The sequence below is a fragment of the Cupriavidus sp. 05T313 genome (assembly GCF_056396665.1).
Genome location: NZ_JBFTLX010000319.1, coordinates 1 through 6,936 on the forward strand (window position 1 = coordinate 1; position 6,936 = coordinate 6,936).

Annotated in this window: 4 protein-coding genes; 1 reads left to right on the forward strand and 3 read right to left on the reverse strand. The window is 62.4% G+C overall.

Annotated features, from left to right (window positions below; genetic code table 11):
• Window positions 1–354: 354 nt before the first annotated feature.
• From AC1DKD_RS37345 to pdxR, 3 genes are all read right to left on the reverse strand, one after another.
• A complete protein-coding gene (locus tag AC1DKD_RS37345; RefSeq protein WP_477111966.1) occupies window positions 355–1,938 on the reverse strand; it encodes an AMP-binding protein in 1,584 nt (527 codons plus the stop codon).
• A gap of 525 nt (window positions 1,939–2,463) precedes the next feature.
• The gene (locus AC1DKD_RS37350; RefSeq protein WP_477144429.1) at window positions 2,464–3,516 is read right to left on the reverse strand and encodes a linear amide C-N hydrolase; all 1,053 of its coding nucleotides are present in this window, start codon (window positions 3,514–3,516) and stop codon (window positions 2,464–2,466) included.
• A gap of 480 nt (window positions 3,517–3,996) precedes the next feature.
• The gene (gene pdxR / locus AC1DKD_RS37355) at window positions 3,997–5,511 is read right to left on the reverse strand and encodes a MocR-like pyridoxine biosynthesis transcription factor PdxR (protein WP_441633486.1); all 1,515 of its coding nucleotides are present in this window, start codon (window positions 5,509–5,511) and stop codon (window positions 3,997–3,999) included.
• Window positions 5,512–5,760: 249 nt separating this feature from the next.
• Here pdxR and AC1DKD_RS37360 point away from each other — a divergent pair, with 249 nt between their 5' ends.
• On the forward strand, window positions 5,761–6,657 hold the full coding sequence (locus AC1DKD_RS37360) for a carbon-nitrogen hydrolase family protein (protein WP_477104349.1): 897 nt from the start codon (window positions 5,761–5,763) through the stop codon (window positions 6,655–6,657).
• Window positions 6,658–6,936 lie beyond the last annotated feature (279 nt).

The following is a 6,936-nucleotide window of genomic DNA, read 5'->3' on the forward strand; positions in this document are numbered from 1 at the left end:
CCCAAACTCGCATCGCCTTAAGGCGATACTCAAACATGGGTCCCTCTTTTCCGCTCTTTTCGCCGGATCCCGAGGCGCCCCATACAGCCTGGTACACCTTGACGGCTCGCTTCGCATCGCTTGGGGGGCTCGCTTCGCATCGCGCTGGGGCTACACAAACAACGTGTTGTTGGAGGTTCTTGGGTGGAGGCGCTTAGGGGGGCGGCCCGCCCTGCGCCTTCTGGTGCACGTGCAAGGCGGGGGCAGGGGGCGTTGGAAAAAGTATATGAGCATGGGCGGACGGCGTGCGCTCTGTTTCGCCGGAGCGTCATCGCCCGGCGGTGTGCAGTGCCGGCGCGGCGGCTGGTTCATGGCTCATGGCGAGTCCGCGAGCAGGGCGCGCAGTTGGTTCTTTGCCACTTTCTCCAGGGTGGACCGGGGCAGGCTCTCAACCAGCCTGATGTCATGCGGATGCTTGAAGCCCGCCAGTTGCGCCTTGCATGCGAACAGGATGCGCTCGGCCAGGGCCTGGCCGGTGCCGGCGTGCGGGATCACGAAGGCGACTGGCACTTCGTCCAGCATGGGATGCTTCTTGCCGACGACGGCGACTTCCGCTACGCCCTCGACCAGCGCGATGACGCGCTCGATTTCCGAGGCTGCCACGTTTTCCCCGCCGACCTTGAGCATGTCCTTGGCGCGGTCCGAGAAGTACAGGAAGCCGTCGTGGCCCAGGCGGACCCGGTCGCCGGTGATGAAGAGCCCGTCGTCGCGGAAGGCCGCCGCCGTCGCCGCCGGGTCGCCCGCATACTCCAGGAACAGGGAAACGCCACGCTGGCCGCCCACATGGAGGTTGCCTGTCTCGCCGGGGGAGACAGGCTGCCCGTCATCATCCAGCACGTGGATCGCATAGGCCTGGGACGGCCTGCCCATGGACATCGGGGCGTTTGCGAGGTGCGCGGAACCTATCGTGCCGTGGGTGATGGTTTCGGTCATTCCCCACCACCCGATCGTCCTGACCCCGAAGTGCGCATCCGTGGCCGGCGCGCAGACGCCGCTGCCCCAGAAGCGGTAGCTGTGGCGCGCCGGCCTGGGCTGGGTCAGCAGCGCCCGGACGCAGAACGGCACCATCGAGGTCCAGGTGCAACCATGCTTGACGGAGACTGGCCAGAAGCGTGATGCGGAGAACCGGGGTTGCACCACCACCGTGGCGCCCACCCAGAGCGCGGCTGCCACCGAGTAGATCTGCGCGTTGGTGTGGAACAGGGGGAGATGGACCAGGTGCACATCCTCGGGCCGCAGGTCCTCGTGCATGGCGGACAGGCGCGCGCCCCAGAGCGCGTTCGCATGGGTCCAGAGCACCGCCTTGGGCCGGGCCGTGGTGCCGGATGTGTACTGGATGCCGAACGGCGCCATCGGGTCGTGCGGGCGCTCGATCAGTTGCGCGGGATCGGCGGAGATGGCGGCGAACGGCTCGAACCCGGCGAGGTCCGGCCCGGCGGCGGCGCCGCAATCCGTCCCGGTGACGGCCAGCCAGGCCAGGGATGGGGCCGCGGCCTTTACCATGGCGGCGAAGCGCGGTTGGGTGATGGCGCCGACGGCGCCGCTGTGACTGGCGAAGTACGCGAGCTCGTCGGTGCTCGACCGGGTATTGGTCGACACGGCCACGGCACCCGCGTAAGCGCAGCCCAGCCAGGCGATGACCGCCTCCGGGCAGTTGTCCAGGTGGACCAGCACGCGATCCGCCGGCCGTACTCCTCGCGCCTGCAGGCCGGCCGCGAAGCGGCGCACGCCGTCGCCAAAGTCCGCATAGGTCCAGGTCCTGCCTTCGCCTTCAAAGGGTTCCCAGATCAGGAAGGGATGAGCGCCGCGACTGGCCATCCGTTCGTCGATCAGGGTGCGGAAGTCGCTGCCTTCGAAGGGCGTCAGCGGTTTGGGGCTCGTTTTGTCTGCGTGGCTCATGGCGCTCGGGCTTTCCATCGGCGGGCTGATTGGGGAAACCCGTTCAGTGTTGCGACCACCGAGTGCGTGCGCCTCGTCCAAAGCGACGAAACCTGCTTGATTGGCGTGAATCCGTGCAAGCTTTCCGCTTGCGCAGGCGCAGAGCGGGGTGAGCCGGATTCTGTCCCATCGATCCTGTAACGACGAATGAGCGGCACCGGGCGCATCCGGGTTGCTGCGTTCCCTTCCCCTGCTAGGGTCTGTCCCCGCTTTGCCGAGCCGTTACCATGGTTTCCGCCGCCGCCGCGCGGCCCGGGAAAAACGCAAGGCCGCGCACGGGCGAGATCACTGATCCTGCCAGGCGGAAGGCGTGTTTTGCCGAATGCACCGAGCCGGACGGCCGGGCAGGCGAGGGCACAAGACGCGCCCTGGCGGGCGCGACTGCCGGCCGGGCGGATAAGCCCAGCCGGCGGCTTTGGCGGAGGTGCGGCAGGCACGCGTGCAAGGGCAATGATTTTGCACGGCGCCCGGCGCTACCCCGGTGAATCAGCTCTTTGAGAAATTCAGTGCCGGCGGCGCGTTATTCGGCTTGAACGGCGAGATCGAAAGCGTCTTCCCGTCCAGGTCGAAATGCGCCAGGTCCACGACGCGCAGGGTCTGATCCTGATAGCTCTTGATGTAGTAGCGCTTTGCCCTGAGATCGGCGATCGACGACCATTGCGTATATTCGAGCTGCCCGCCTTTGGGCGCCGTGGAAATGGAGCCCACCGGAATATCGAAATTATTCAGGATATGCTCTGCGAGCTTGATCGTTTGCGGGCCGTCGGGAAGTTGTTTGGCCGACGCGACATAGCCGAGGGCCCGGATGAAGCGGGACGGCGGCGTGGGATCGCCTGGAATGCCAAGAAGACCGGATCCCTGGCCAAAAGGCTCGAAGGTTTGCCCGGCAATCTTCATCGGATCGGCATCGACAGGCGAAATCTTTACGTAATTCCTGACATTGTTGAGGTGCCAGTCAAAGGTCGGCGAGTTGGTGAGGACGCCGAGCGGGTTGTCGTAAACTTTGAACTGGCCGCCGATAGGCTCGATCACGATCGAGGCGCCGGTCGCATCATGCAGGGGAAAGTGGAAAGGCAATGCCATGTCCAGCACTGGCGCCTTGATGTCGACGATTGACACATTGTTGAGTGCCGCCTTGACTTCGGCGACAGTCGCAAAGTTTGTCAGCACCCAGGTCAGGAACTCCCAGGACGCGATGGATTTGGCCGGATCGGCCTTCGCCGGATCGGTATAGCCGGCGAAACCGGGGAAGTAGAGGTTGCCACCCGCAAGGCCCTTCTCGTTCATCCCGTCGGCAARCACCGGCTGTCCGCCCGACATGACGCCCACCACAGCGTAACGCGACTTCCAGCGGATGCCAGGCTTGTTGCCCGGGCCGGTGCCGACATACTCGTAATTGCGGGGCACCACGACTACATCCGGCTGCAGCTCGAAGCTGTACTCCATGGTGCGCGCATAGACAGGCGTGCCGTCTGCCGCTTTCAGCAGGAAATTGGTGCAGGCATTTGCCTGTGCGCCAAAGGCGATCAGGCATGCCATTGCCGCCGCCTTCATACGACCCGAAACTTTGTGTGATTTATACGCCACGATTACCCCTTATTTTTATTTGAAGCTTGCCTGTTAGAACAACAAGAACAACATTGACGTCTCGCTAGCCGGCACCGTTCGCACACAAAGGGCAATCCGTCCCAGTCTCCAGATCATTGCGAAAACGGTGCATATGCCAAGCATGCGCATCATAGCGCATGCGCAGGAATCATCACTCAATAGGGTGGGGCTGAAGCTTGGGTCCTGGTGTTCATATGCCGTTCATAGCGTTGGTTTTGAAATGCACCGCCGGTGCCACATCGGTATTACGGCGGCGGCCAGGGTTTCTGAAACTCTGCTCGTAGTGGACTCGATAGAAGAACCGCATGATTGGTCCGTCGTGAGCGATGTGCGATATCCCGCTGCAGAAACGCCGCGACAAGGCACCGGACTCGCCAACTTGAAGAGATCCTTCCGCGCTGTGCAAGCCGCTCAATCCTTGCCAAAGCCCTGGTTGACCAGCTCGACGGCCGTCGCCAGCTTGCCGACCGCTGCCGGAATCTCCTGGTCACTGACCCCGCCATAGCCCAGGACCAGGCCGTTTTGCGAGCGTAGCGGACTGGCGTAGTAAGAAGAGAGGGGGCGCGCCACGACGCCGTGGGCAAGCGCGCAACGCGAGACCAGTTGATCATTGGCGTGGCGAAGTACCACGGTCAGGTGAAGCCCGGTATCCGTGCCGACGATCTCGGCCTCGTCACCGAGCTTGCGTCGCAGTTCCTGTGTCAGCATCGCTTGCCGTTCGCCATAGATCTTGCGCATGCGCCGCACATGCGCAGCGTAGTGGCCGTCCGCAATGAACTCGGCAAGCGCGGTCTGTACTGACAACTGTCCGCCCCGATGCAGTTCGGATTGCGCCAGCGCGAAGGCATCCACCAGGGCGGTCGGCACGATGAGGAAGCCGAGCCGCAGCCCGGGGTAGAGCACCTTTGAGAAGCTGCCGACATAGATGGTGTTTTGATGCGGGTCCAGGCCCTGGAGAGAAGGCAGGGGCGCGCCATGATAACGAAACTCGCTGTCGTAATCGTCTTCGATGATCCAGGCATTGTGCCGATGCGCCAGCTCGGTCAGCAGGCGGCGGCGTGCGAGGCTCATCACCACGCCGCTCGGGTATTGGTGAGATGGCGTGACAAAGATGAGCCTGGGGCTGACCTCGGGGGTGATCGGAGGCAGCATGCCATGCTCGTCGACCGGTACGGCATCCATCTGCAGGCTCGCCGCGCGAAACACGCTGCGCGCTCCCCAATAGCAAGGGTCTTCAATCCATACGCGATCGCCGGGATCGGCGAGCAATCGGGCGCAGAGATCGATCGCCTGGTGGCTGCCTTGCGTCACCACGATCTGCTCCGGCGCGCAATCGACCCCGCGCGCCAGTGCCAGGTACTCCGCCAGCGCACGCTTGAGCGGCCGGTAGCCATGCCGGCTGCCATAGCCCAGTTGTTCCTGGCTGGCTGACTTCCAGACCTTGGTAATCAGGCGTTGCCAGACGCCACGCGGGAATTGCCTGACATCCGGAATGCCGGGCACGAAAGCGCCTACCTGCAGGTCCGACGCGCCGGCACCCGCCAGCAACTCGCGCGCGCGCGCCGACAAGCGCGTTGCGTCGCTGGCTTGTTCAATCTTGTCCTGCTGGCTCAGATCCGGCACGCGGTCGAGCACGGCTGGGTCGGGGGCGGTATCGCCAACATAGGTGCCGCTGCCGCCGTGTGTCTGGGTATAGCCTTCGTCGGTGAGGCGCTCATACGCATACAACACGGTGTTGCGGGCAATGCGCAGTTCCCTGGCCAGTTCGCGCGTAGGGGGCAGGCGCGTACCCGGGGATAACTGGCCGGCGAGAATCGCTTCGCGGATGTCGTCAAACAACTGCCTGTTCAATGGAGCCCCTGATCGTTCGGGGTGGCTCCAGTGACTGCGCGCGAGAAGCCAGTCAATTAACGGCGTCTCTTTCAATTCCTTGGCTCCATCTGAAAATTTGTACCGGCACTATACAGTGGGGCCAGCGCGCTTGTAGAGTAGATCCCATCATGTCGCGGCATTACCACAGAAGAATTTCAATTGAATAACCGAGTGCCGCCGCAACCCGCATCCAGAGAAAATATTTACCGTCAGGTAGGTCGATGACTCGTTGTCGCGTTGCGTGGCCTCACCAGAATGGCGCATTTACCGTGCCCATTTTTGGGGTGTTTGCAGAGGCAATAAATGAAGCGTTTTGCAGTAGCAGGAATCCAGATGCCGGTTTCGGCATTTGAAGAGAATATCAGCCAGATGAACCGATACCTGGCGCATGTCAGGCACCGCTTTCCGTGGGTCGATATGGTGATGTTCTCCGAGTTGGCGGCGTATGGTCCGAGCCCGTCGAAGGCCGAGGAGATGCCCGGTGTGGCAGAAGCGCGGCTTTGCGGACTGGCGGCCAAGTACGGCCTGTGGCTGATCCCCGGATCGCTGTTCGAACGTCTGGACGGCCGTGTCTACAACACGGCGCCGGTCATCGATCCTGCGGGCAATGTGGTCGCGCGGTTTCGCAAGCTGTTCCCGTTCCGGCCTTACGAGCAGGGTATCGCCGCCGGCAATGAGTTTGTCGTGTTCGATGTGCCGGGCGCGGGCCGCTTTGGGATATCGATCTGCTATGACATGTGGTTTCCCGAAACCACCCGGACACTGGCCGCGATGGGTGCCGAGGTGATCTTGCATCCGACTATGACGGACACCATCGATCGCGACGTCGAACTGTCGATTGCGCGCGCGTCGGCGGCGACGAACCAGGTCTACTTCTTCGATATCAACGGGGTCGGGGACGGCGGGGTGGGGCGTTCGATCGTGGTCGATCCTTCCGGCTATGTGCTGCATGAGGCGGGGCCGGGCACGGCGGAGATCATTCCCGTGGAGATCGATTTCGAGAAAATCCGCCGCGAGCGCGAGCGCGGCTTGCGCGGCCTTGGCCAGGCGCTGAAGAGCTTCCGGGATCGCGAGGTCGAATTTCCGGTTTATCAGCGCGGGAGCGGCGCCGATGCGTATCTTCACACCCTTGGAAAACTCGTCAAGCCGGGGGCCATGGAAAACGCGGAGCCGGAAATAACCGGTCCCGTCGGAGAATAGATTCGCTTGCGGGAAGTCCGCCGGATTAACATTATTATGATTATAAGATTCAGGTGAATCCGCGGAGACCGCTGGATCATGGCGGGAGTGTTTTCATCAAATCGGATGGATATAATTCCTGATTGATAAGAATTAATCCAGATACAAACAAAAAAGTACCGTCATTCAATGAATTCGTTCGGAAATCCGAACGTTTTGTTGAGCCTATTTCGATAGCAGAGGAACACCATGGCACGCAGCACGGCACGCAAAGTAAAGACCGGGCAGAGTACTTCCCTG